This is a genomic window from Sphingobacterium sp. NPDC055346 (genome assembly GCF_053645235.1).
Genome location: NZ_JBSHMI010000001.1, coordinates 381,013 through 403,892 on the forward strand (window position 1 = coordinate 381,013; position 22,880 = coordinate 403,892).

16 protein-coding genes and 2 tRNA genes are annotated in these 22,880 nt (G+C 43.3%); 7 read left to right on the forward strand and 11 right to left on the reverse strand.

Annotated elements, in window-relative coordinates:
- Positions 1-43 precede the first annotated feature (43 nt).
- From ACWICE_RS01590 to ACWICE_RS01605, 4 genes are all read right to left on the reverse strand, one after another.
- The gene (locus ACWICE_RS01590) at positions 44-619 is read right to left on the reverse strand and encodes a non-canonical purine NTP diphosphatase (protein WP_454297496.1); all 576 of its coding nucleotides are present in this window, start codon (positions 617-619) and stop codon (positions 44-46) included.
- Positions 620-694: 75 nt separating this feature from the next.
- A complete protein-coding gene (locus ACWICE_RS01595; protein ID WP_185215932.1) occupies positions 695-1,246 on the reverse strand; it encodes a hypothetical protein in 552 nt (183 codons plus the stop codon).
- A 28-nt stretch (positions 1,247-1,274) separates the two neighbouring features.
- Positions 1,275-2,255: a deoxyhypusine synthase family protein gene (locus tag ACWICE_RS01600; RefSeq protein ID WP_185211243.1), complete on the reverse strand. Its 981-nt coding sequence runs from the start codon at positions 2,253-2,255 to the stop codon at positions 1,275-1,277.
- Positions 2,256-2,985: 730 nt separating this feature from the next.
- Positions 2,986-4,086 (reverse strand): mandelate racemase/muconate lactonizing enzyme family protein, encoded by a 1,101-nt coding sequence (locus ACWICE_RS01605; RefSeq protein WP_454297497.1) that lies wholly within the window; start codon positions 4,084-4,086, stop codon positions 2,986-2,988.
- Positions 4,087-4,296: 210 nt separating this feature from the next.
- Between ACWICE_RS01605 and gltB the strand changes: the two genes are divergently transcribed.
- Positions 4,297-8,796, forward strand: a complete 4,500-nt coding sequence (gene gltB, locus ACWICE_RS01610) for a glutamate synthase large subunit (protein WP_454297498.1) — start codon at positions 4,297-4,299, stop codon at positions 8,794-8,796.
- A gap of 18 nt (positions 8,797-8,814) precedes the next feature.
- Complete coding sequence (locus ACWICE_RS01615; RefSeq protein WP_454297499.1) at positions 8,815-10,281, forward strand: glutamate synthase subunit beta; 1,467 nt, start codon at positions 8,815-8,817, stop codon at positions 10,279-10,281.
- 310 nt (positions 10,282-10,591) lie between these two features.
- On the opposite strand, the gene ACWICE_RS01620 is transcribed toward ACWICE_RS01615, so the two are convergent.
- Together ACWICE_RS01620 and ACWICE_RS01625 are read right to left on the reverse strand one after the other, a co-directional pair.
- Positions 10,592-10,664, reverse strand: a tRNA-Met gene (locus ACWICE_RS01620).
- 59 nt (positions 10,665-10,723) lie between these two features.
- Positions 10,724-10,796, reverse strand: a tRNA-Met gene (locus tag ACWICE_RS01625).
- Positions 10,797-10,909: 113 nt separating this feature from the next.
- Here ACWICE_RS01625 and era point away from each other — a divergent pair.
- Positions 10,910-11,788: a GTPase Era gene (era, locus tag ACWICE_RS01630; RefSeq protein WP_185215929.1), complete on the forward strand. Its 879-nt coding sequence runs from the start codon at positions 10,910-10,912 to the stop codon at positions 11,786-11,788.
- A 71-nt stretch (positions 11,789-11,859) separates the two neighbouring features.
- Here era and ACWICE_RS01635 read toward each other — a convergent pair whose 3' ends face one another.
- From ACWICE_RS01635 to recJ, 4 genes are all read right to left on the reverse strand, one after another.
- On the reverse strand, positions 11,860-12,930 hold the full coding sequence (locus ACWICE_RS01635; protein WP_454297500.1) for a branched-chain amino acid aminotransferase: 1,071 nt from the start codon (positions 12,928-12,930) through the stop codon (positions 11,860-11,862).
- A 613-nt stretch (positions 12,931-13,543) separates the two neighbouring features.
- Positions 13,544-15,061, reverse strand: coding sequence for a GH3 auxin-responsive promoter family protein (locus ACWICE_RS01640; RefSeq protein ID WP_185211249.1), 1,518 nt, complete (start codon positions 15,059-15,061; stop codon positions 13,544-13,546).
- A 25-nt stretch (positions 15,062-15,086) separates the two neighbouring features.
- Positions 15,087-15,821 carry an LPS export ABC transporter ATP-binding protein gene (gene lptB / locus ACWICE_RS01645; RefSeq protein WP_185211250.1) on the reverse strand — a complete coding sequence of 245 codons (735 nt, stop codon included), beginning with the start codon at positions 15,819-15,821 and terminating at the stop codon, positions 15,087-15,089.
- Between the two features lie 31 nt (positions 15,822-15,852).
- Positions 15,853-17,553, reverse strand: coding sequence for a single-stranded-DNA-specific exonuclease RecJ (gene recJ, locus ACWICE_RS01650; RefSeq protein ID WP_454297501.1), 1,701 nt, complete (start codon positions 17,551-17,553; stop codon positions 15,853-15,855).
- 115 nt (positions 17,554-17,668) lie between these two features.
- On the opposite strand from recJ, the gene ACWICE_RS01655 reads away from it, so the two are divergent.
- From ACWICE_RS01655 to ACWICE_RS01665, 3 genes are all read left to right on the forward strand, one after another.
- Positions 17,669-18,448 carry an MBL fold metallo-hydrolase gene (locus ACWICE_RS01655; protein WP_454297502.1) on the forward strand — a complete coding sequence of 260 codons (780 nt, stop codon included), beginning with the start codon at positions 17,669-17,671 and terminating at the stop codon, positions 18,446-18,448.
- A gap of 73 nt (positions 18,449-18,521) precedes the next feature.
- Complete coding sequence (locus tag ACWICE_RS01660; protein WP_185211253.1) at positions 18,522-19,001, forward strand: cation:proton antiporter regulatory subunit; 480 nt, start codon at positions 18,522-18,524, stop codon at positions 18,999-19,001.
- Positions 19,002-19,008: 7 nt separating this feature from the next.
- The gene (locus ACWICE_RS01665) at positions 19,009-20,313 is read left to right on the forward strand and encodes a cation:proton antiporter (RefSeq protein ID WP_185211254.1); all 1,305 of its coding nucleotides are present in this window, start codon (positions 19,009-19,011) and stop codon (positions 20,311-20,313) included.
- Between the two features lie 8 nt (positions 20,314-20,321).
- Here ACWICE_RS01665 and ACWICE_RS01670 read toward each other — a convergent pair whose 3' ends face one another.
- Positions 20,322-21,824, reverse strand: a complete 1,503-nt coding sequence (locus ACWICE_RS01670; protein WP_454297503.1) for an alpha-L-fucosidase — start codon at positions 21,822-21,824, stop codon at positions 20,322-20,324.
- A gap of 205 nt (positions 21,825-22,029) precedes the next feature.
- Here ACWICE_RS01670 and ACWICE_RS01675 point away from each other — a divergent pair, with 205 nt between their 5' ends.
- Positions 22,030-22,821, forward strand: a complete 792-nt coding sequence (locus tag ACWICE_RS01675; protein WP_454297504.1) for a hypothetical protein — start codon at positions 22,030-22,032, stop codon at positions 22,819-22,821.
- Positions 22,822-22,880: the final 59 nt, after the last annotated feature.

Sequence of the window (22,880 nt, forward strand, 5' to 3'; positions counted from 1 at the left end):
TTTTAACATACCCGTAATTCATCGATTATTTTATAATTAATATTTATTCTTTTGAGTTTAAAAAAACAACCAACTTTGCCACGGCTTGCGAGCGATGACTGATCTTGTTTTTTTCTTCCAAACTCATTTCCGCAAAGGTCTGATCATAACCCTCCGGAATAAAGATCGGATCATAACCGAAGCCTTCCGTTCCTGTCCGACTTGCAATGATCCTTCCCTCTACAGTACCTTCAAAGAAATGCTGCTCTCCATTTAAGAACAGGGAAATAACCGTTTTGAATCTTGCCCTGCGGTTTTCTTGGTCTTGTAGCTTTTCCAAAACCAGGTCAATGTTCTTTTCCATATCCCTAGACCCTGAATAACGGGCAGAATATACCCCAGGTTCCCCATTCAAGGCGTCAATTTCTAAACCCGAATCGTCTCCGAAACAATTCACTTGATACTTTTGGAATAGGTAATCTGTTTTTTGTTGGGCATTCTCCTGAAAAGTAACTCCAGTTTCAGGAATATCATCATCACAACCTATATCAGCCAATGATTTCAAGACAAACCTACCTCCCACCATCTGTTGTACTTCTTCCAGTTTATGCGCATTGTTTGTAGCAAATACCAATTCCATAGCTCTAAATTTAAGCTTCAAAAATAGCATTCTATTTAAGCAATCAAGAAAGGAAGAAAGAAAAAATGGGAAAAACTAGGATTGAATAAAGGTCTTGAACTCATTCCAGAACAGTTTCTTTTTCTGGACATCAGCAAACATCTCTTCAAAGCTGAAGGTATTGAACACGGTCGCGATCTTACCGCGCATATAGGAGTTATGGCCGATTTCTGGAAGCTTTAGGGAGGTAGGTTCCACACCTAAAAGCGTAATTTTCTTGGGTTGGAAAAACTGCATGATCTGCTTCCACTCATTTGGGTTATGGGGGTTTGCCAGATTCAGCACCGCAACATTATCCGCATTCAATTGTAGGGCACCGATGGTTTTCAAAAATGCTTCTTCTGCCTGTGGCGAGAAGTAAGGATAGTCCGGATAACGCAGGATAAACAGCACGCCGGTCGACTTGTCCCCTTGATAGACAAACTCCTCAGCAGAGGCTTCAAAATGCCCTTGCTGAGGAGATGTATGTTGGTTGCCAACGGTTTGGGTCTCTACGATGGGCATGACAGAACCGGGGATAGCAAATACCGTTTCAGACATCAAGGCCTGAATCGCTATTGGATTATCTGTTGTAAGGTTCTTGTCCATCCTATTTCCTTGCGCCGTTGTAATTATCTTATTGACCTAATACCCAAGCAAAAATCAATGGAGCCACGATCGTAGCATCCGATTCTACAATAAACTTAGGCGATTCGGTATCCAATTTACCCCAAGTGATTTTCTCATTTGGCACTGCACCAGAATAGGAACCATAAGAAGTTGTTGAATCCGAGATTTGGCAGAAGTATGACCAGAAAGGAACATCATGCCATTCAAGATCTTGGTACATCATAGGAACCACACAGATTGGGAAGTCACCAGCGATACCACCACCGATCTGGAAGAAACCTACACCTTTGCCACCTGAGTTAGCACGGTACCATTCTGTCAAATAGATCATGTATTCGATACCAGTTTTCACTGTATGCGCTTTCAATTCACCTTTGATGACATATGAAGCAAAGATATTACCTGTTGTGGAGTCTTCCCATCCCGGTACGATGATAGGAATGTTTTTTTCTGCAGCAGCCAAGATCCAAGAGTTCTTTGGATCAATTTCATAGTGTTGTTCCAAAACGCCAGATAATACTACTTTGTATAAGAATTCATGTGGAAAATAGCGTTCGCCAGCAGCTTCAGCATCTTTCCATACCTTTTCAAGGTGAACTTGCAATCTTCTGAAAGCCTCTTCTTCAGGGATACAGGTGTCAGTAACACGGTTGTAATGGTTTTCTAACAATTCCCATTCGTCTTGAGGAGTAAGATCACGGTAGTTAGGAACACGTTTATAGTGTGAGTGCGCTACCAAGTTCATCACGTCCTCTTCCAGATTTGCACCAGTACAGGAAATGATAGCCACTTTGTCCTGACGGATCATTTCAGCTAATGAAATTCCAAGCTCAGCAGTACTCATAGCACCTGCTAGTGAAACCAACATTTTACCACCTTCTGCTAGGTGGGTTTCATAACCTTTTGCGGCATCAACTAAGGAAGCGGCATTGAAGTGAAGATAGTTTTTCTCAATAAATTGAGAAATAGGACCTCTTTGTGTACTCATAATCTTATATTCAAATAAATGTTCACAAAGGTACTGATTTATTCAAGAATTACTGAGCGCTATGCATGCTAAACGCCCCGAATCTCCTGCAATCAAAGAAATTTGAGCGGAAGCTATAATAATATCCATTCGATAGGCATTCAAAAAAGCAGTTAATTCGGCTTATAAGCCTGTTTTTTAACAAATGTTAAAAAATGCTCTTAATTAGGCTTGGAGGCTATGAAATAACCAATCCAAAGGCTCATGCAGGTGGAGACAGACCCAAACAGTAATCCCTTCGATTACATTTGAAGCATTTTTAATACTAACCAGCAATGGAAATTCCGAGGACTTAAGTTGGTTTTATTCGAGACATATTCCGAAAATTCGCAAAATGTTCACAAAGATGAAGCCAGCAATGTGCTCCGATCTCCGAAGCATTCTCGAATATCTCTCGAATGTGTCTCGAATGTGTCTCGAATGAAACCCCTAAAATGGTTAGAATTTGAACTGCAAAAATCGGCCTGTGAAAAGAGGTTGATTGCAGACCGAGCTGGTCAGAAGAAAAACAGCTCCAAACCTTAATTTTTTGGAGCTGTTTTCTCTTATAGAATTTTGCTTGTTATTTTCTCTTTAACAGCTTGGAAAAAAGCCAAAAGAAAAAAACGACAATTACGATCAGGATAAACAATATGATGATCTCATTCGTTCCTAGGTTCCAGGTGTCATTATTCAGCATATCGGTATGATTTTAGGAAATTGTCCATTTTTCACATTTCTCCAGGAATGCAGGGTCAATATCCGCTGCTATACCTGGTCCTTCGGTAATCTTGATGGAATAGCCATCATATTGAATTCCGCCAATAACAGGATCCTCAAGATGTCCTACCATGCAGGTATCCAGGTCAAAGAATTTCACGTTAGGCGCAGCATAAGCAAAATGGGTCTTAGCGGCAAGTGCCAAACGGCTTTCCAACATGCCTCCGATCATACAAGGGATACCAAATTCTTGCGCAACCGCCTGGATCTTTAAGGATTCCGCAATCCCCGAGGATTTGGAGAACTTAATATTGATATAGTCACAACTGTCTGTCCTGCATAGGCGTTCTGCATCATGATGGTCATAGACAGACTCATCAGCCATGATCAGAACGATGGTTTCAGACCTCAACTGGGGCAATAGATGATCGTTATAGGTACGCATTGGCTGTTCACAGAATTGGATCTTCAAAGGTTCAAGCCCTTTTAATGCTTCCATGGCCTCTTCATAGCTCCAGCCCTGGTTGGCATCAATCCGGATAGGGATATCAAATCCAACAGCTTGTCGGATAGCTTTAATGCGGGCAATATCATCCTGAGGTTTCTTGCCCAATTTCACTTTTAAGGCAACGGCACCATGATCGTGCAGGTCCTTGGCTTTAGCCGCCATTTGTTCCGGGCTAGCGATACCAATGGTAATATCCGTTACGATCTCTCTTGGCTTTCCACCCAGGAATTGATAAAGTGGCACACCTGCTTTCTTAGCAGCTAGGTCATAAAGGGCCATATCAAAGGCCGATTTAATGGTGGCATTCTTGGCAATGTACAGATGTAGTTCGGCCAATCGCTCTTCAATTGCCAAAGGATCCTTACCGATCCAGATCTTTGCAAAATCCTGGGCCACAGCGATACAGGTGTTTTGCGTTTCCCCAACAATCATCGGAAAGGCAGAACATTCACCCACTCCGTAAAGGCCTTCATCCGAAATGACCTTCACAAAAGTGTTCTGAGCAAACTCCATCACTCCCGTTGCAATGACAAAGGGTTCCATGGGAATACTCAACCTATAAATTTCAATTTCTTTGATCAACATAATTTATTAGTTCAAATAGCAAATGTAACGAATGATATTCCATTTTTATAAGCAAATGGCGAAACAAATACAATTTCAATTATCAAACAGCGTTAAATTTATATTAACCTCAACGTTTTTGATTATTTTTTATCATTATTGCAAATATTTTATGTTTTTATTCATATATTAGCAAACTCGTTTGTTATTTTATCTAATTATCATATTACAATGCAGCAAGAAGGACTTTACAACCCAGCGTTTGAGCACGATGCCTGTGGTGTTGGATTTGTAGCCCACATTAAGGGTCAGAAGTCACATCAACAGGTTAAAGATGCACTTACCATGTTAGAGAACATGGAACACCGTGGAGCTTGTGGTTGCGATCCAGAGTCGGGCGACGGCGCGGGGATCATGATCCAGTTACCTCATGAATTTCTTTGGGAAGAATGTATTGAGTTGGGCATCCAACTTCAGGAACCAGGATATTATGGAGTAGGAATGTTGTTTCTCCCGAAGGAGGAGAGCATGAACCGTATCTGCCGTGATGTCATTGCCGAAGCTGCAAATGAAAGAGGCATGGAACTATTGGGGTTCCGAGCTGTTCCGGTAAATCGAGAAGGCATAGGTCCAACCGCCTTAGGTGCAGAACCAGAAATCGTTCAGTTCTTCATCTCCAGGCCGGCAGGGGTGGCAAACACCGAAGATTTTGAACGGAAATTATTTGTCTTAAGACGCTTAATCATCCAAAAAATCAAACTTCACCAAGAGTACCCCCTTCCACTCTACATCGCTTCTCTATCTTGCAAAACCATAATTTACAAAGGACAATTAACTACTTACCAGGTAGGGTCATATTTTGAAGACCTGAGGGATCCGCGTGTGGTATCGGCATTTGGCTTGGTCCACTCTAGGTTCTCCACCAATACTTTCCCTTCATGGTCACTGGCTCAACCATTCCGCATGATTGCGCACAATGGGGAGATCAACACCCTGACCGGAAACTTAAACTGGTTTTACGCTGGTGTAAGGGCTTATTCATCCCCATTCTTTACCGAAGAGGAGATGGAAATCCTATTGCCGGTAGTAGACCGCGGACAGTCAGACTCGGCATGTTTGGACAATGTGGTGGAGCTCCTGCTTCACAGTGGCCGTAGCTTGCCGCATGTCATGTTGATGTTGGTACCAGAGGCATGGGATGGCAACGAGCAGATGGACCCACTGAAAAAAGCATTCTATGAATACCATGCGACCTTGATGGAGCCATGGGACGGTCCGGCAGCATTATGTTTTACCGATGGAAAAATCATTGGTGCGACCTTAGACCGTAACGGTCTACGTCCATTGCGCTACGCAGTAACTTCAGATGACCGGGTGGTGGTCGCTTCAGAAGCTGGTGCATTGCCAATTGATGAAGCCTTAATCATCAAGAAAGGAAGACAGCAACCGGGCAAGATCTTCGTGGTGGATATGGAAGCTGGAAAGATCCGTTCGGATGAAGAAGTAAAAGGCGAATTGATCCGTCAACAACCTTATGGAGAATGGATCAACAACTATAAAATCAAATTAGAGGAATTGGCAGAGCCAAGGGTAACCTTTACCTACCTGTCCAAGGAATCTGTATTCAAATATCAATTATCCTTCGGCTATTCTCGAGAGGACCTCGAAACGATTCTGACCCCAATGGCCTTGACCGGCTATGAGCCGATCGGTTCTATGGGAACGGACGTTCCATTGGCCGTCCTTTCTGATCAGCCACAGCATATCTCAAGTTATTTCAAGCAATTCTTTGCTCAGGTTACCAATCCACCGATCGACCCGATCCGCGAACGTTTGGTGATGAGCTTGGCAACCTTTATCGGAAACTCCGGCAATATTTTGGTAGAAGACAAGAAATTCTGCCACTGTGTAACCCTTGAACATCCGATCTTGACATCCAGTGAATTGGAGAAACTACGCTCCATCGACACCGGTGTATTCCAGGCTAAAACCATCCAGAGTTATTTCCGTGCTGACGGCAAGGAAGGTTCCTTGGAAGCTGGTCTGGAAAGGCTTTGTCGCTATGCAGACGATGCCGTACGTGATGGCTTTGAAGTGATCATCCTGTCTGACCGGGCGATCGATTCCCAGCACTGTGCTATCCCTTCTCTACTAGCTGTTTCCGCAGTACACCACCACTTGATCAAAACGGGCAACCGTGGGGCTGTAGGTTTGGTCGTAGAAGCTGGAGATGCATGGGAGGTTCATCATTTTGCCTGTCTATTGGCTTTCGGAGCTACAGCCATCAACCCATATATGGCATTGGCAAGTATCCGGACCATGAAAGAGATCGGCCATCTGGAAACTGAACTGACCTGGGATGACCTGAAAAAGAACTATGTCAAGGCGGTATGCAACGGGTTGTTGAAAATCTTCTCGAAGATGGGTATTTCAACCCTGCAATCTTACCATGGTGCCCAGATCTTTGAGGTACTGGGAATAGACAGCCAAGTCGTGGACAGCTACTTCTGTGGTGCAGTCTCCAGAATTGGCGGCTTGAACCTAGATGATATCGCTAAGGAAGCCCTGGCAAAACATTGGCGCGGATTTGAAAACAGCAGATCGGCACCTACCCTATTGCCGGAAGGTGGTATCTACCAATGGAAAAGAAGAGGTGAAGGTCACTTATGGAATCCGCAGACCGTGCATTTGTTGCAACAGGCCTGCAGGACAGATGATTTTTCTACCTACAAGAAATATGCAACACTGATCAACAACCAAAAGGAACGTATGTTCACCTTGAGGGGATTGTTGGATTTTGCAAAACATAGAAGTCCGATTTCCATCGATCAGGTGGAACCGGCGAGCGAAATCATGAAACGCTTTGCCACTGGTGCGATGTCCTTCGGATCGATTTCGCATGAGGCCCACAGTACCTTGGCCATTGCGATGAACCGCATCGGCGGGAAGTCCAATACAGGTGAGGGTGGTGAAGATGAAATTCGCTATCAAAAATTACCGAACGGAGATTCCATGCGTTCGGCAATCAAACAGGTTGCTTCGGCACGTTTTGGGGTAACATCCAATTACCTGACCCAAGCGGATGAATTACAGATAAAAATGGCTCAAGGGGCCAAACCAGGAGAAGGAGGACAGCTACCGGGACATAAAGTAGATGATTGGATCGCGAGAGTGCGACATTCTACACCTGGAGTGGGCCTGATATCCCCGCCGCCACACCACGACATCTATTCCATTGAGGATTTGGCGCAATTGATATTCGACCTGAAGAATGCCAATAGACAAGCGCGCATCAATGTAAAATTGGTGTCGAAAGCTGGAGTAGGTACCATTGCAGCAGGGGTTGCCAAGGCACATGCCGACGTGATCCTGATTGCCGGTTATGATGGTGGAACTGGAGCCTCTCCAATCAGCTCCATCAAACATGCAGGACTACCTTGGGAACTAGGCTTGGCCGAAGCTCATCAGACCCTTGTACTGAACAAACTTCGCAGCCGTGTGGTCTTGCAAGCAGACGGACAGATGAAGACCGGTAGAGACTTGGTGATCGCCACTTTATTAGGCGCTGAAGAATGGGGCGTTGCAACAGCAGCGCTGGTAGCTGGCGGCTGTATCATGATGCGTAAATGCCATCTGAACACCTGCCCCGTAGGTGTTGCAACCCAAGATCCCGAACTGAGAAAGCTATTCACCGGAAAACCGGACGATGTCGTGAACCTATTCCGCTTTTTGGCGGAAGAAATGCGCGAGATCATGGCAGAGTTAGGATTTAAATCCATCAATGAAATGGTTGGTAAAGCTCAATTCCTGAAGAAAAGAGAAAACCTAGGCCACTGGAAAGTAAATAAAATCAACTTCTTGGGCATATTACACGTAGCTCCAAACGCAAACGGAGAAACCCTGTACAATACGGAAGAACAGGACCATGGCATGAGCATGATCTTGGATTGGGGATTATTGAACCAATCAAAATTGGCGCTGGAAACCAAGACTCCAGTTTTTGGCACCTTTAAGGTGAAAAACACCGATCGTACCATCGGAACCCTATTATCCAATGAGATCTCGAAGATCTATGGTTCAGAAGGTCTTCCGGACAATACGATCAACTTTAAGTTCGAGGGTTCTGCCGGGCAGTCCTTTGGCGCATTCAATACCAAGGGAATCTCCTTTGAACTGGAAGGCGAAGCCAATGACTACGTAGGAAAAGGGCTTTCAGGAGCACAGTTGGCCATATATCCTGCAAAGGAAAGTAATTTGGTGCCACAGGATAATATCATTATCGGCAATGTGGCCCTTTATGGTGCAACTTCTGGCCACCTATTCATCAACGGAATGGCCGGAGAGCGTTTCGCGGTAAGGAATTCGGGAGCGACTGCCGTTGTGGAAGGCGTTGGTGACCACGGCTGTGAATACATGACCGGCGGAAGGGCCTTGATCTTAGGCGAGACCGGAAGGAACTTTGCCGCGGGAATGAGTGGTGGTATCGCATGGATCTATGACCTTGCGGGCACCTTCAAAGAGAACTGCAACAAGGAAATGGTTGACCTGGATCCATTGGAAACCGAGGATGAAACTGCCATCATTGCCTTGCTGAAACGCCATATCCACCTAACCCAAAGCGAGCGGGCCAGCTTTATCTTGGAAAATTGGGCATCGGAAAAGAACCGATTCATCAAAGTGTACCCAAGAGAGTACAAGAATGTGGTGAACAAAAAATTAGTAACAGCATAATCAAGGAGGAACATCATCATGGGAAAACCAACAGGATTTTTAGAATTTGAAAGAGCGCTTCCTCAGAAAGATGCTGTGGAAAGCAGAAAGCAGAATTATCAAGAGTTTGTTCAATCGTTCAGCGAGGAACAGTTAAATAAACAGGCGGCACGTTGCATGAATTGTGGGATTCCATTCTGCCATTCTGGATGTCCGCTTGGGAATGTGATACCGGAATTTAATGATGCCGTCTATGATGGCAATTGGGAGGAGGCTTACCAAATCCTTTCTTCCACCAATAACTTCCCAGAATTCACTGGCAGGATCTGTCCGGCTCCTTGTGAATCGGCATGTGTATTGGGGATCAACAAAAACCCGGTAGCCATTGAGGAAATTGAGAAGCACATCATCGAGATTGCCTATAAAAAAGGCTATGTGAAACCGAACAAGAGCTATCTGAAGACGGGAAAACGTGTAGCCGTGGTTGGCTCGGGTCCTTCCGGACTTGCGGCAGCAGCACAGCTGAACAAAGCTGGGCATGATGTAGTCGTGTACGAAAGGGATGATAAAATCGGTGGTCTGTTGCGATATGGCATTCCAGACTTCAAATTGGACAAATCGGTCATCGACCGTCGAGTCGAGATCATGGAGCAATCAGGCGTAGTATTCAGGACCAATGCCGAAGTGGGCAACAATGTCCCTGCAAGCGAGCTGGATGAGTTTGACGCCATTGTATTGGCTGGAGGTTCAACTATTCCTAGGAATCTGAATATACCAGGCAGGGAACTGAAGGGCGTTCATTATGCCATGGAATTTCTAAAGCAACAGAACAAGCGCGTCGGCAGTTCTCCAATTGAAGTAGAGGAGATCCATGCCAAGGATAAAAACGTATTGGTAATCGGCGGTGGAGATACAGGTTCAGACTGTGTGGGTACATCCAATAGACATGGGGCGAAATCAGTAACACAATTTGAGCTGATGCCAACCCCACCTACAGCTCGTACGGAAGCCATGCCTTGGCCAAGCTATCCGATGCTGTTGAAAACCACCACTTCGCATGAGGAAGGTTGCCAACGCCATTGGAGCATCAGCACCAAGGAATTTTTAGGTGATGAAGCAGGAAACTTAAGGGCTGCCTTGATCGTTGACCTGGAATGGGAATTGGATCCTTCTGGCAGACCGCTATCCTTTAAGGAAGTGGAGGGATCAGTACGTGAAATCCCTTGCGAACTGGTGACCCTGGCCATGGGTTTCTTACACCCTCAGCATGAAGGACTCTTGACCCAATTGGGCGTAAAGACAACCGATAGAGGAAATGTAGACGCTACGGAAACGGAATACAAAACCAGTGTGGACAAAGTATTTGTGGCTGGCGATATGAGAAGGGGACAATCTTTGGTCGTTTGGGCCATTTCTGAGGGCCGAGAATGCGCCAGAAAGGTTGATGAATACCTGATGGGCACTTCAGTCCTGGAAAGCAAGGAGGCGGTTTATGCCACAGCCTAAATAAGACAATAGACATAAGACATTAGACAAAAGACACTAGACAAAAGACATTAGACAGGAGAAATTTCAGACGTTTCAAATGGATAATGACAGGATTTTCAAAACATTTAAGTTTATTTCCATTTTTTAAAGGGGCTGTTAAAACAGCTCCTTTTTTTGCGAGGTGATTTCAAATAAAATACAAACCAACATCAAACAATCCCTATGTCATGATCTTTTACCTTGACCCCAGAAAGTTCTTATGTCTTGTGTCTATTGTCTTATGTCTATACAAAAAAAGGTTCCAATCTTTCGATTGAAACCTTAGTAGTAGCGGGGACCAGACTCGAACTGATGACCTTCGGGTTATGAGCCCGACGAGCTACCAACTGCTCCACCCCGCAATGTATTTTAGAATTTCTTTTGGACTGAGCCTCGCGCTCAATCCTTTTTTGTTTTTTAGTAGCGGGGACCAGACTCGAACTGATGACCTTCGGGTTATGAGCCCGACGAGCTACCAACTGCTCCACCCCGCAATATATTTTCTAGAAATCTACGTTGGTATTTGTTAAAAGTAGATTATACTATCTCCGAATTGGAGCACAAAGATATTATTTGTTTCTTTGTAAAACAAATAAAAAATCAAATAATGTCACATAAAGCAGGATTCGTGAGTATCATCGGTAAACCTAATGCGGGTAAATCGACCTTGATGAATGCCCTAGTGGGTGAAAAGATGTCCATCATAACCCCTAAGGCTCAGACAACTAGACACCGTATCATCGGAATTGTCAACGATGCAGACTATCAGATTGTATTTTCTGATACCCCTGGCGTAATAAAACCAAATTATGATCTTCAAGAGTCCATGATGAACTTTGTTATGAGTTCATTGATCGATGCTGATGTTATTTTATTTGTTACAGACATCCATGAAAAGTATGATGAAAATGACGTGCTGGAAAAATTAAGGAACACCAGTTCTCCAGTTGCGGTGATCATCAACAAAGTTGATAAATCTTCGGAAGAAGAGGTGAAAGCCAAGATTGCATTCTGGGAAGAGAAGATCAATCCGGATACGGTATTCCCTATTTCGGCTTTGCTAGGCTATAATGTGGAAGCGGTCATGGCTTATATCAAAAGTAAATTGCCGGTGCACCCACCCTATTACGAGAAAGACGAACTGACCGATAAGAGCATGCGTTTCTTTGTTTCGGAGATTATCCGTGAAAAGGTATTTAAGCTATATGACAAGGAAATCCCTTATAGCACGGAGGTCGTGGTCACTTCTTTCAAGGAGGAAGCTCATATCACCCGTATTGCAGCAGAGATCATCGTGGAGCGTGATTCACAGAAAAACATTATCATCGGAAAGGCTGGGGCCATGATCAAGAAAGTCGGAACCTATGCCCGTCAGGACATTGAGGAGTTTATTGGCGGAAAGGTCTTCCTGGAACTTTTTGTGAAGGTGCTGCCTGATTGGAGAAGCAAGAAAAACTACCTGAAGAGGTTTGGTTATGAGGATTAAGATAAAACTATATCAATAAAAAAGACCGGCGTTGTGCCGGTCTTTTTTTTATTGAATAGGATTATTCCTAATTACTTCACGATAAAGTTCCAACCAAATGGATCTTCGATCTTACCGTATCTCAAATCATTTAGATACGCCAATACCTTGTTTGAGAATTCACGACCTTCTACCGGAGGAAGGGTATAATCTTGGCCATTGAAACCGATTCTGTCAATGTGCGTAATGGTTGCAGCGGTACCAGCAGCAAAGGCTTCTGTTACATCTCCTGCTTTGATTCCATCGATCAGCTCCTGTACAGAAACTTTTCTCTGCTCGGCCTTATAACCCCATTTCTCGGCAAGTTCCATAATGGTACGTCTGGTAACACCATGTAAGATAGTGTCTCCATGAGGCGTGATTATGGTATCACCAATACGGAAGATCAGGTTAGCTGTTCCGGCTTCCTCAATGTATTTATGTTCCAATGCATCTGTCCACATGATCTGGTCATATCCTTCGTTGTTAGCCAACTGGGTAGGATAAAGGGACAAAGCATAGTTACCGGCGTTTTTGGAGAATCCAACACCACCTTCAGCAGCACGCGTATAATGTGTCTCTACCTTTAGACTGATCGGTTTGCTATAGTAAGCACCAACAGGACAGGTGATGATAATGAATTGGTAAGATTTAGATGGATGAACACCTAGGGCAGCCTCTGTACCGAACATAAACGGACGGATATAAAGGGCAGTTCCTTCTTTGGATGGGATCCAGTTACGATCTACATCCAATAGCTTTTTTAAGCCGTTCATGAAGATTTCTTCAGGAACCTCAGGCATTTCAAGTCTTCTTGCAGATTTATTGAATCTCTCCCAGTTTTTATCAGGACGGAAGATACTCACGGTACCATCTTGGAATTTATAACCTTTGATACCTTCAAAGATGGCCTGTCCATAATGCAAGGCGGACATCGAAGGGCTAACACTCAGGTTTCCATAAGGCACTATCTTGACATCTTCCCATTGCCCATTGTCATAATTGGCAACCAGCATATGGTCAGACATTATTTTTCCAAAAACTAAATGATCAAAGTCTACTTGCGAAATTCTTGATTGTTGGGTAGGCTCTACTTGAATAGTGAAATTATCTATGGCACTCATATCAAAAAGAATATTTATTGCTGTGCAATTTAGGTAAAAAAAACAAAAGCATAAATGAATTGTGGATTTATAATCGTCCAATCTCCACAAATACAGGCCTTCCCCTGAGATTTCTTATGAATTGAGCATTTTAGCTATAATGAAATATGTATGTTTTCCTATCCATCACTGTATACTGTTTGCTATACAGGCATTGTCCTGATATGTCGAATTCTATTGTTTATTACTTGTTTTCTTTCTCGGTACAGTATTTGGAATAGGGCTTATGCTTTTTAGCAAATCTTTGAAAAGGATTTCTAACCAAGAATTGTAAGTGCAAAAGATGATTTTTTATTTCTGTTTCCGGACAGTCTGCTAAAATAAAATGGATGGTTTGCTAAAAATAAAAGGCATATAATTAAAGGTTTAACTAAGTAATCCGAAAATGGAAAGAGAATCGACTGATTTTAATGCTCAAGCCGCTCCGACAGTTGGAGTTTGGAAATTTATCCTAGGCTTTTTCGTCTACCTGTACAATACCGCAATTCGTCCCAAATAAATAGCTGCTCCGAATAATAAAACATATTACCCATACATCTACTGAACTGCCTAATTAGGCAAAAAAATAATATAATTAAGAAGCTTGGATTAACTTCAATAGTGGATCCAGGTATTCCCTGCTATTAGCCAATCGAGGAACTTTGTTCTGTCCTCCCAACTTACCCCTACTTTTCATCCAGGTATAAAAACTTCCTTTCGCTGCATTATGGATGATAGGAAAGGATAAAGCCATGTTTTTATACCGCTTAGCGTCGTAGTCGGAGTTGATCTCTCGGAGTGTGGCGTCTAGGATTTCGCCAAATCGTTGGAAATCATCTGGCTCTTGCTCAAACTCGATGATCCATTCATGCGCCCCTGCAGTCTTGTCATTGAAATAGACTGGACCAGCCGTATAATCTTGGATAGTTGCCCCAGTAGCTTTACAAGCGACCTGCAATGCCTGTTCAGCATTGTCCACGATCACTTCCTCACCGAAGGTATTGATATATTGCTTTGTCCTTCCTGAGATCTGAAAACGATAAGGAGACAAAGAGGTAAATCGGATGGTATCACCAATCTTGTACCGCCAGAGCCCCGCATTGGTGGAGATGATCAAAGCATAGTTCTTGCCCAATTCCACTTCATGTAAGCAAAGTGTTTTCGGACGCTCTTCATTGATCTGTTCCATTGGAAGGAATTCATAATAGATTCCATAGTCCAGCATCAACAGGAGATCCTCGGAATCGGAACGGTCCTGAAGTCCAAAATAGCCTTCGGAGGCATTATAGTTCTCCAGATAGTACATATTATCTGAAGGGATCAACTTCTTGAACTGCTCTCTATAGGGCTTGAAACTAACGCCACCATGGCTGTAGAATTCAAGATTAGGCCATACTTCCAATAGATTATCCTTTCCAGTAATCTCAAGGATACGGTTTGCCATGACCATGTTCCAGGTCGGCACTCCGGCCAAGCTCGTTACATTTTCCTTGATGGTAATTTGGGCAATCTGTTCAATCTTCTCTTCGAAATTAGGGTTTAGGGTCACCTCGATGTTTGGTGTCCGCTTAAACTCAGCCCAGAAAGGGAGATTGCGGATAAGGATGGATGACAGATCACCGTAATAGGAATCCGGGCTGAAATTGTTGATTTGCGATGAACCACCAATGACAACGGATTTTCCGGTGAAGACCTTGTTTTCAGGTTTATTATGGCAGTAGATTGAAAGCATGTCCTTACCACCTTGATAATGGCACTCTTCCAATGCTTCGATACTGACAGGAATAAATTTACTGCGATCGGAAGTCGTTCCTGAAGATTTTGCGAACCATTTGATGTCAGATGGCCAAAGGATATTCTGTTCGCCCTTGATCATGCGATCTACATACACCTTGATGTCATCATAATCCTGGATGGGAACCCGTTCTTTAAACTCATCAGGAGTATAAATACTGTTATAGCCGTATTTCTTTCCCCATTCTGTTGCTTCGGCAGCAGAAATCAGGCTTTGAAACCATTCATCTTGAACGTCGTGGGGATACTTCATGAATAGATCAATCTGATGCATCCGCTTTTTCATTATCCAAGTAAAAAGAGAATTCAATAAAGCCATAGGTTAGTTTTATGCTATATTTTATTTAGAATTTTTTACGTCTTAATTCGAAATGTCTACCCAAATAGAACTTACGGGCAAGCTCGTTGTCGGCAATTTCTTCTGGCGTACCGGTCAACATGATCTTCCCTTCCGTTAACAGGTATGCTCTATCGGTAATGGAAAGAGTTTCCTGAACGTTGTGGTCAGTGATGAGGATTCCGATATTTCTGGTCTTTAATTTGGCTACGATCGTTTGGATTTCTTCCACCGCAATGGGGTCAACTCCTGCAAATGGCTCATCCAAAAGGATAAAGTGAGGGTTTGCAGCTAGGGCTCTGGCAATCTCAGTCCTTCTACGCTCACCACCCGATAAAAGGTCACCACGGTTCTTGCGCACGCGGTGCAGACTGAACTCCGTCAATAACTCTTCTAGTTTTGCTTTGCGTTCTTCCTTGTTTGGGTAATGGATTTCCAATACGGCAAGGATGTTGTTTTCAACAGAAAGTTTCCTGAACACAGAAGCCTCCTGCGCAAGATAACCAATACCACGCTGCGCACGCTTGTACATGGGATCTTGGGTAATTTCGAGATCATCTAAGAAGACATGACCATCATTTGGTTTAATCAATCCAACGATCATATAAAATGAAGTTGTCTTTCCAGCACCATTTGGACCTAAAAGACCTACGATCTCTCCCTGTTCAACATGGAAGGATACATCGTTTACTACTGTTCGCTGTTTATATTTCTTGATTAAATGTTCTGCTCTTAGAATCATGTGAATAAACCCTTATTTGCAAATATATTTTTTAAAATCGAATTGCCTTTACATTTAATTGCAAATTCTTCTTGCCTCGCCAAGAGTTTTCCTCAATATTGAAGCAAATATCAAAGGCTTTTCCCGAATTGATCAGGTCAGCATATTCGCCTAACCCGAAACCAATACATTCAAATATAGTAGAATCCTCCTGTTTTACGGAAAACTTAAGGTGTGTACTGCCAACGATATAGGCATTATAACCCATGGTTACCCCTTTGCTGATGAAGGTTGGGGCTTCATTTTGAGGACCAAAAGGTTGGAATTGTTGCAATATCCTGTAAAATTTAGAATCAATCTCTGCCAGTTTGATTTCCTTTTCGATGGAAACCTCCTGCTGTAGCATCTCCGGTTTGATGCTCTTGCTGACTACTTCTTCAAAACGCTGTTGAAAGAGACCGATATTGTCGGTTGGCATGGTTAATCCAGCGGCATATTTATGACCTCCATATTGATCTAACAGATCACTGCATTCACTTAGTGCCTCATATAGGTCGAAACCCAGCACCGATCTTGCAGAGCCAGCGATATGACCATTGGTATTCGTCAGGATAATGGTGGGTCGATAATATCTTTCCGTCAATCGGGATGCGACGATACCGATCACTCCTTTGTGCCAATCCTCTTTATATAGGACGGTAGTTTTTCTGGTTTGCAGGTGGGCGTTGTTATCCAGCAGAGCCAATGCCTCTTCGGTAATTTTCAGGTCATAGCCCTTTCGGGTATTGTTCTGATCGTCAACACTGGCAGAGAACACTGCAGCTTCAGCCAATGTCTTTGCAATCAATAATTTGACGGCATCCTTTGCATGGTCAATCCGTCCGGCGGCATTGATACGCGGACCAATCTGAAACACAATATCGTTAACCGTAAAATGTCCGGATTTATGGGTAGAAAGATTGATCAGGGCCTGAAGACCGCAACAAGGGTTGCTGTTCAGCTTTTTCAATCCGAAATGCGTCAATATTCTATTCTCACCAGTTATGGGAACAATATCGGAGGCAATACTAACCGCCACCAAATCCAAGTATTGGTATGCCAATTCCATCGGCATATCATTTTGCTTGATGAATGCTTGTATGATCTTGAACCCGATACCGCAGCCTGAAAGTTCTTTGTAGGGATAAGGACAGTCATTTCGCTTTGGGTCAAGTACCGCAACGGCATTCGGAAGCTCATCTCCCGGTAAGTGGTGATCACCGATAATGAAATCAATGCCCTTTGCATTCGCGTACTCAATCTTATCGACTGCTTTGATACCACAGTCCAAGGCAATGATCAAGGAGAATCCATTCTCCTTTGCATAATCGATACCTCTATTGGAAATACCATAGCCTTCTGCATAGCGATCCGGAATATAGAACTCCAGGCCGGTATGGAAGTCTCGAAAGAAACTATAGACTACGGAAACGGCGGTGGTGCCATCGACATCATAATCACCATAGATCAAGATTTTCTCCTTATTCCCGATGGCACGCTCAATCCGGTCGATTGCGCGGTCCATGTCTTTCATTAGAAAAGGGTCGTGGAGATTGTCGATAGAAGGGCGGAAAAAGTCTTTCGCTTGGTCAAAGGTTTCGACCTCACGGTTTATTAAAAGTTCTGCAATTATATGGTTTACACCCAGCTCCTGTTGTAGCTTCTTCGCTTGCTCTACGTTCTTTTTAGGTTTCAGCACCCACCTTTTTTGCATATCTTTGCCTTCTAATAAACGTGTAAAGATACATTATATCAGGGGACTTACCTAATGAGGAGCCCGATGTAAAATGATATGCACACATAACTGTCAAGATAACAAACAAATACAAATGGCTCGAGCGCATTCACTATTTGAAGGTTCCTACTCTGTAGATATAAGCAAGCAATTTATCCCCTTCGACCCAAAAAAAGATGATCCAAAAGATAGACCAGGATCGTTGTTCATTCATGTCCACCCCTTTTTAATTGAGACAAAAGACGGCCTTATCGTCCTTGATACCGGCCTAGGATTACGCAATGAAAACGACGAGTTGGTCATCCACGAGAATATCAAAAAACTAGGATTTTCAATAGATGATGTGCGGTATGTACTGATGTCTCATCTTCATAAAGACCATGCAAGCGGCATGGTGGACATCAAGGATGGCGTGAAGCGTTTGGCATTCCCAAATGCTGAATATGTCATCCAGGAACAAGAATGGGAAGCAGCTTACAGTTCCGAATCCCCTTCCTACCGTACTGAGGTTTTTGATGTACTTCAAAGAAGCGGGAATATCCTGTTTGTGGATGGCGACGGACAATTGACTCCAGAGATCCGCTATGAACTTTCAGGCGGTCACAGCGAGTTCCATCAGGTATTCCATGTGGAGACCGAAGGTGAACATTTTTTCTTTGGTGGAGATGAATTACCGGAACCTGAGGAAATCTTCAGGAGTTTTATCGCCAAGTACGATTTTGATGGCCGGAAAGCACGAGACCTAAGGGCAGAATATTGGGCTGCAGGTGCTCCTGAGGGATGGGTATTTTTATTTTACCATTCAAAAAATATCGCGGTAGGACGGCCTGAACAGAAGCCAGACGGCACTTATAAGATTGTAAATGCCGAATAATCCATTCAGAATCGATATATTTGAGGATAACGAAAAATAATTTATCTAATTTTTAATTAAATAAAAGGAAATCATGTCGATAGTTAGAGAAAGTGACCTAATTGGTATCGGTAAGAAATACCAAATTGAAACTGATGCTGGAGACAATATGGTGGTTGTCATCCACGATGACGGACGGAGAGAGTTATACCGCCATGAGGATGAAGATAACGAAACCCACTGTGTGATGACATTGTCGGATGAAGAGTCTCGTCAGGTTGCCGGAATCTTAGGAGGGCTATCCTATAAACCCAAGGCATTGGAAACCATTGAGGTGGCATTGGACGACCTTCGCATTGAATGGTATAAGGTTGGCGAGTCTAATGACGGGGTCAACAAGAGTATCGGACAATTGGAAGTAAGGCAACGCACCGGAGCTTCCATTATCGCCGCTATCCGCGAAGAGGAAACAGTCATTAACCCAGGACCCGACTATGTCATTACTCCGGGAACCACCCTGGTAATCGCCGGAAAGCAGAAGAACATCAAACTTTTAAAGGAAATATTACTATAAGAATTATATGCACAGTAACCTCATCATAGAAATAGGAATCGCAGTATTATTGGTAGCTTCAGTTGGCCTTCTTGCCAATAGACTAAAATTTTCGGTGATCCCCTTTTTTATTGTGATCGGAATGGTACTGGGCAATCAATCTTATCCAAAATTCGTAGCAGACTTCTTGGCGAATGTCAACAACGAGAACTTAACCTCAGCTGTCGACTCGGTTTGGTCCTTTTTGACCTTTACCGAAAGTAAACCGTTCATAGACTTTATGGGGCGCTTGGGTGTGCTATTTCTCTTATTCTATTTAGGGCTCGAGTTTTCGGTCGGTAGGCTAATCAAATCTGGAAAATCCATTGTTGCAGGTGGTAGCATCTATGTTGTCCTCAACTTTTTTTCTGGCCTCTTGGTGGGATGGATGATGAACCTTCCATTCAAGGAAATGATGGTCCTATGTGGTATCATGACCAGTTCCTCTACGGCCATTGTTGCCAAGGTACTGACAGACCTGAAACGGACGGCTAATCCTGAAACTGAGGTAATCATGGGGATGATCATGTTTGATGACCTATTTATCGCCATGCATATTTCCTTCCTCTCAGGGTTGATCCTAACGGGTGGTGGATCATTCTGGACCGTTGCTGGGACTTCCCTATTGGCCTTAGGTTTTATCCTGTCCTTCCTGATCCTAGGCAGGAAACTTGTCCCATTCATTGACAAGCTCCTTCAGGAGAAATCCTCGGAGTTATTTATCCTGATCATTTTCAGTTTGCTGTTTGTCATTGCTGGCTTCTCTGAAACCATACATGTGGCAGAAGCCATCGGAGCCTTGATGGCAGGATTGGTTTTTGCAGACTCCAAATACCTCAAGAAAATCGAAGGAATGGTGTTGCCGTTCAAAGACTTCTTTGGCGCCATGTTCTTCTTTAGCTTTGGTCTTTCCATTGATATGTACAGCCTTGGAGGTGCCGTAGGTTGGGCAACATTTGCCGCTGCCATCACCATAGTAGGCAACGTAGCTTCTGGATACTTTGCTAGCCGCTTCTCCGGATTGAAACCCAAAAACTCAGTGGACATTGGCTTTACCTTATCCGCTAGAGGAGAATTCTCCATTATCATGGCCAACATCGGTAAAGCAGGTAAACTCCTGCCCGTGATCCAATCCTTTGTGGTTGTCTATGTCCTGATCCTTTCCATTATTTCGCCCTTATTGACCAAAGAGTCTAGAAATATCTGGAACAAGCTTGCCGGTCAAGATGACACCGTCAAGAAGCCGAAGAAAAAGCTCAGCGACCTCGAAGCCAGTATTCAGGAGAAAAATTAATCTTCAGTCTACATCTTGGCATCCATCAGCTTCTCAGACTTTGTTTCAGGAGCGCCCATTTCCATCTTAATGATGAATGCTCGCTCTGATTTAAAATCAGCTGGAATAATCACATCGTAGTAGGTATTCTTATCCAGATCAAGTCCAATATCGGCATGCTTGACCTGCAGCTTCTGTCCATTGGTGAGCAAAACAGCTGATACCGGAACTTCCGTAGCCTTTTTAGGGATAGCAATCCTCGCAATATTGTTAACCGGCCTATTGAATACCGTTAGATATAAATGCTTATCCTTTTGCGTTAAGTAGCCTAATTTCGTTTTTGGAAGATTTGCATGCCTCACCCCGTAAACGGCCTCAGCATTCACTTTCATCCAATCCCCCAGTTCCTTTGCAATCTTATCCTCTTCAGGATGCATCAACCCTTGACCATCAGGCCCAAAATTCAATACAAAATTTCCGTTCATGGAAACTGTATGCATCAACATGTCCAATAGGTCATCCGTGGTCTTGGTATAGATTCCTGACCAATCTTTCATATATCCCCAACCATTGGGAGGAATGGTCATGACCGCATCCCAATCATTGCCATCGAGCCATTCAAATTCCTGCGGCAACTTTCTTTCCCAGCCCTGTTCATAATCGCCAAGGATCTTCCCATTGCTATCAAAATGCCTTTTGCCATGTTCATCATTTCTAAATCGAGACCCGATAATCAAACCCGGATGCTTTGCCCGCAGTTCCTTTTCCAGATTGTAGGTAAAGTCATAGGCCTTGACCCAGGATTGATCCCAAGTACCATCAAACCAGAAACCCTTAATCTGGGGATAGTTTGCCAACAGTTCCAACAGTTGATTTTTAGTGTACTGTAAGAAGCGATCGTATTTCTTCTTTTCTTCCTCTGTCTTGGGTTCCTTGGAAAGATAATCAGGATTGTTCCATTCCAGAATGGAGAAATAAAGATATACATCGATTCCTTCAGCCGTATAGGCATCTACGACTTCCTTTACGATATCCTTCTTATAAGGTGATTTGGTGATATTGTACCCTGAATATTGGGTTGGCCACAAAGCAAAACCATCGTGGTGCTTGGTGGTAAAGATCATGTATTTTGCACCCATATCCTTAGCTTGCTTGGCCCATTTCTTGGCATCAAAGTCCTTGGGATCAAACTTTTTATATAGGTTATCATAGGTTTCTTTCCAATTCTTAGGCGCAGTTGGTCCAGACCAGGTCCTGATCCATTCCGAGGCAGCAGCACCTTTTTTGGCGCTCACCCCTTCCCATTCATTCCCAGGAATGGCATATAAACCCCAATGGATAAATTGGCCAAGCCCATAGTTACGGAAGGCTTCCATATCGGCATCCGTACGGTGCTCAGGCGTCAGGGACCCATATTTCACTTCGGTATGTGCTGTGGGTTTAACCTTTGGTCCTGTCCATTGAGCATAGGCGTATTGACTAAAAGCCAGGGCTAATGCTGCAAGGAATATCGGTTTTAGTATTCTGTTCATTGGTATAGATCAATTCACGTTTTAGATTTATATGAATCTAATATACTGAATTCATATAGCCCCCAAGCTATCAATCGATTGCATGAATAGCGAAATGGTTTTCGTAACAAAGTCAGTAAGTAGAATTACCCGAATACAGGTATTTACCCTTTTTTCATTAAGCAATACCTTTGAAACATCACATAAAATCAATCCTGTAAAAAACATGAAAAAGAAAATCAGCATGCCATTTGTCGTATTATTATCCTTAGTATTAGCTTTCGCAGTAAGTTCCTGCAGCAAGGACGACAAAGACAATGACATAGAAATTGTAGAGGACAAACCCGGTAAGATACCAGGACTTGGAAATACCGATGGCGAGCCTACTGGTCAAAAATATAGCCTACCTGAAGGCATCGAACTGCAAGGAGAGATCACTGGATACGAAGGCGATATAAATACGACAGCTAGAGCTAGGTCTAAAAAAGCGATGGTAGCAAGGAGATCATCCGACTTAAAAGCGGAAGTCCCTGCAGATCTTTCTCCTGATTTCTCACGTGGAAGCGGTTATTTCGTCAGATTGGGAATCAAATTGAAAAACAGCACCTCAACTACTAAAAAACTGGAACTACCAGCCGGTCTGATTATCAAATCCAGATCTGGAGACTATCAAAATGGTGTGCTTTTGAAAAAAGTGAGCATCGATATCCCTGCAAACAAGACTATTTATCTGGATTTACATATGTATTGTGGAAATGAAAAAAAATCAGCTTCTTCAGAATATGAAAAATATGACTTAGCTGTTATTTCCAACTCCTCAAGCCTTCATGATCTGATCAATAGACTAAAGAACAAGAAAATCAATATTGAACAATATTACAAGGACAATAAGGTGGATCAAAGTTATAATGCTTTAGTAGGCAAACTTCAGGATATTCTTTGGACCATCACCGATTCGGAAGATGGACTGAATGAAGATGACATCAAGTATATCAATGAATACTTACCGAATGACTAATTCATCTATAACTAATAAGCATAAACTATATTTGAAAATAGCCCTCTCTGGGCTATTTT

Bases quoted from the DNA above. Each gene is read 5' to 3' on its own strand.
- ACWICE_RS01640 (WP_185211249.1), bottom strand. From the start codon at position 15,061: ATGGCTTTATTGAATTCTCTTTTTACTTGGATAATGAAAAAGCGGATG.
- ACWICE_RS01635 (WP_454297500.1), bottom strand. From the start codon at position 12,930: ATGAGTGCCATAGATAATTTCACTATTCAAGTAGAGCCTACCCAACAA.
- recJ (WP_454297501.1), bottom strand. From the start codon at position 17,553: ATGCAAAAAAGGTGGGTGCTGAAACCTAAAAAGAACGTAGAGCAAGCG.
- ACWICE_RS01675 (WP_454297504.1), top strand. From the start codon at position 22,030: ATGAAAAAGAAAATCAGCATGCCATTTGTCGTATTATTATCCTTAGTA.
- ACWICE_RS01605 (WP_454297497.1), bottom strand. From the start codon at position 4,086: ATGTTGATCAAAGAAATTGAAATTTATAGGTTGAGTATTCCCATGGAA.
- ACWICE_RS01595 (WP_185215932.1), bottom strand. From the start codon at position 1,246: ATGGACAAGAACCTTACAACAGATAATCCAATAGCGATTCAGGCCTTG.
- ACWICE_RS01655 (WP_454297502.1), top strand. From the start codon at position 17,669: ATGGCTCGAGCGCATTCACTATTTGAAGGTTCCTACTCTGTAGATATA.
- ACWICE_RS01600 (WP_185211243.1), bottom strand. From the start codon at position 2,255: ATGAGTACACAAAGAGGTCCTATTTCTCAATTTATTGAGAAAAACTAT.
- lptB (WP_185211250.1), bottom strand. From the start codon at position 15,821: ATGATTCTAAGAGCAGAACATTTAATCAAGAAATATAAACAGCGAACA.
- ACWICE_RS01660 (WP_185211253.1), top strand. From the start codon at position 18,522: ATGTCGATAGTTAGAGAAAGTGACCTAATTGGTATCGGTAAGAAATAC.
- ACWICE_RS01615 (WP_454297499.1), top strand. From the start codon at position 8,815: ATGGGAAAACCAACAGGATTTTTAGAATTTGAAAGAGCGCTTCCTCAG.
- gltB (WP_454297498.1), top strand. From the start codon at position 4,297: ATGCAGCAAGAAGGACTTTACAACCCAGCGTTTGAGCACGATGCCTGT.
- ACWICE_RS01665 (WP_185211254.1), top strand. From the start codon at position 19,009: ATGCACAGTAACCTCATCATAGAAATAGGAATCGCAGTATTATTGGTA.
- ACWICE_RS01590 (WP_454297496.1), bottom strand. From the start codon at position 619: ATGGAATTGGTATTTGCTACAAACAATGCGCATAAACTGGAAGAAGTA.
- era (WP_185215929.1), top strand. From the start codon at position 10,910: ATGTCACATAAAGCAGGATTCGTGAGTATCATCGGTAAACCTAATGCG.
- ACWICE_RS01670 (WP_454297503.1), bottom strand. From the start codon at position 21,824: ATGAACAGAATACTAAAACCGATATTCCTTGCAGCATTAGCCCTGGCT.